This window comes from Acinetobacter sp. ACNIH3 (genome assembly GCF_002918965.1).
GTDB lineage: Bacteria > Pseudomonadota > Gammaproteobacteria > Pseudomonadales > Moraxellaceae > Acinetobacter > Acinetobacter schindleri.
Genome location: NZ_PQLP01000107.1, coordinates 1 through 2,550, shown reverse-complemented (window position 1 = coordinate 2,550; position 2,550 = coordinate 1). Strand labels below are relative to the sequence as shown.

Annotated in this window: 5 protein-coding genes; 2 read left to right on the top strand and 3 right to left on the bottom strand. The window is 33.0% G+C overall.

Annotated features, from left to right (window positions below; translation table 11 throughout):
* Both C3420_RS16745 and C3420_RS16740 read right to left on the bottom strand, forming a co-directional pair.
* Positions 1-453, bottom strand: a 453-nt coding sequence (locus C3420_RS16745; RefSeq protein WP_103857254.1) for a TIR domain-containing protein, incomplete at its 3' end; no start/stop codon positions are given.
* A 10-nt stretch (positions 454-463) separates the two neighbouring features.
* Entirely contained in the window at positions 464-1,225 is a 762-nt protein-coding gene (locus tag C3420_RS16740; RefSeq protein ID WP_103799622.1) for a DUF1883 domain-containing protein, read from the bottom strand.
* Between the two features lie 387 nt (positions 1,226-1,612).
* Between C3420_RS16740 and C3420_RS16735 the strand changes: the two genes are divergently transcribed.
* Together C3420_RS16735 and C3420_RS17820 are read left to right on the top strand one after the other, a co-directional pair.
* On the top strand, positions 1,613-2,302 hold the full coding sequence (locus C3420_RS16735) for a TnsA endonuclease N-terminal domain-containing protein (RefSeq protein ID WP_103799621.1): 690 nt from the start codon (positions 1,613-1,615) through the stop codon (positions 2,300-2,302).
* Complete coding sequence (locus tag C3420_RS17820; protein ID WP_265734829.1) at positions 2,302-2,427, top strand: hypothetical protein; 126 nt, start codon at positions 2,302-2,304, stop codon at positions 2,425-2,427. Before C3420_RS16735 ends, C3420_RS17820 begins: the two co-directional genes overlap by 1 nt.
* A gap of 27 nt (positions 2,428-2,454) precedes the next feature.
* Here the strand turns inward: C3420_RS17820 and C3420_RS17965 are convergent.
* Positions 2,455-2,550: transposase domain-containing protein (locus C3420_RS17965; RefSeq protein WP_139133946.1), on the bottom strand; the 96-nt coding region annotated here is incomplete at its 5' end.

The window sequence follows — 2,550 nt, the reverse complement described above, 5'->3', positions numbered from 1 at the left end:
ATCTATTATTCTATCCGGCATATATGGGTATCTTTCTTCATACTCTTTTCTGTCATTAATAGACACCCAAGTAGTGGAAGGATAAAGATGTTTTTCTCCTTCTCCATGGGCAGCCGTATAATAAGAGCAATTGATTGTAGGTAAATTAATCACAAGTATGCCTGACTTTTTATTCTTTTTACTGTCTCTCATACTTGAATAAATTTCCCAATCAATATGCTTTCTATTCTTAGTTTCAAGACCAACTAAAAGAATCAATACAGAAGAGTCCTGTAAATAATCATCACGAATAATTTCTCTTATTTGCTCTGTTGGTGAAGAATCATCAATTTCACCAAGTTTTACAGATTGATTAATAAAAATTTGATGTTTCTCATTTAACTGTTCAAGATAATCTTTATATTCTTGATCCAATAGATGATGATAACTAATAAATACTTTATGTCTACTCATAATATATTTTCTATTTATGTGAATTAATTAAGTCAACAATTTCATTGGAAATTTCATCAATAGTGTGTGTAGCCGTTGAACGTGCAACCTTATCCGCTAAAGAAGGACTGAAATCAATTACTTGTTGCTTTGTTAGGTTATGCCAAATTGGAAGCAGAATCTGCTCTCCTGATACATTGCGAGTTACAATCCCGTCTAGTTCATAATTAGTCCACCCCTTAGCAATAAAAGAAGGAGATAAAACCACTAATCCAACCCTACTTTTGGCAAGCCCCCTGTCAATTTTTTGACGAAGGCTGTCCCCTATCCTTAAAGTAAACTCATCATACCAAACCTTTAAACCTTTATTGGCAAGTGATGCTGCAAAATCCCTAACAAAATCATCTTTATCTTCTGATGCATGTGAAATAAACACATCGAAGGTTTCATTAGTAGCTATTACTTCAGGGTGTTCTCTATAGAGACTAGGTACTTGACGCAAAGGCATTTCTCTTGCCTCAGGTAATGCAGAAGGCAATATTCGTATTGATGAACGTGTACTACCCCTTAACCCCTGCATGTCAACAGTTAAATACCATGTACCAGAGCTTGGAATAGCTATCCGATAAGGGCTTCTTGTTATAAGTCCTCCTCGATAACTATGTCGACGACCATTTTTGTAATTATTAAAATCAGAAGATTGCATTAATCGAACATTTGCTGCTGCCGTTAAGGTAACTTCAATAATTTCACCAGCTTTTCGACTTCCTAATTCATATTTTGTAAAGTTCATTGTATTCAGAGTGCTCAATCTGTTGAGTATAAGACCATGTCTTTAAGAGAAAATAAATTTTAGTACCATTTATATAAGTTTAAAAATTGATATTCTTATTTCTTAAAAAGCTAAGATATTTTCTTAAAAAGAATCTCAATTATAAATCAGGTTACAACAAAGAATTTATTACAAAAAACAAACAAAATCAACAATGTACAAAAGAATATTTTGTGATATATTGAATTAGACCATAAAACAACAACTTAACCTAAATCCACTTAAAAAATCGCTTTAATTTTTTATATTTCTCCTCGAATTATCCATTTTTCCTGTTTTTAGGCATCTTGCAGTAGCCTCTATTCCAACAAATAATGACTTCTTAGCAATCTTTACAGAGTCATTGGAATGGAACATATCCAAAATACGACTAACTATTCTTCCAAAGTTCACGCTGATATCACGAAACAAATTATTGAGGCATTTAAGCAAGAAGCAGACATCTCTGGGAAAATTATTGGCAAAAGAAAGATCGAACAAGGCAGTATTGGAAAACGCACCTCTCTCTTTCCAAGCGTAAAAAATCAAGCCATGATACCGCTAGAAAGTAAACTAGAATTGGCTTATGCATTATCCTTAGAACAAAACCAAAATGTAGAGGTCTATCGTACTCAGGCTGTTAAAATTCCACATGCCAAAAATCGCTTTCTTTTTCCTGACTTTCTCATCAAATATAAAGATGGTACATATGCAATCCATGAGGTAAAGCCATCTATTCAAGCATTAAGTGAAAAGAATTTATTAAAAATTCAAGCTATAGAAAATATTCTAAAAGCTATGAATATTGAATTCCGTGTGATAGATAAAAATGTCTTAGCCAATGATGAATTATTGCAAAAAATTTTATTTTTTTATTCTAGGGGTAATGCCAAATTATGGTCTACTGAACTACTTTTGAGTACTCAGGAAAGTCTTAATAAAGAATATAAGACATTGAACGATTTATATAATGCTCTTACCCTCCACAATATTTCAATCCATTTAGGTGATTACTTCATCTTCCATAAGATTATCTCTATTCAGGAGTTTTCATGGTGATGAACGATCAAAAGTATCCTAAAGAAGGCTATAGATTTGAATTCTATGAAAATCAATATGATATTACTGCTGTTATAGGTAACAATATACGTTTTTCATCTGTTGTAGGAGGCAAAATACAGTAAGCATCCGCTGAACGCCATCGCCAAGTTTTAACGGGGTTCAGGTTTCCAGCGGTGAGGTAGTAATTCTTCTATTTGGGGCACTTTATGTGTTGGCAACCTTTTCAGCACATCACTTAAATAGGC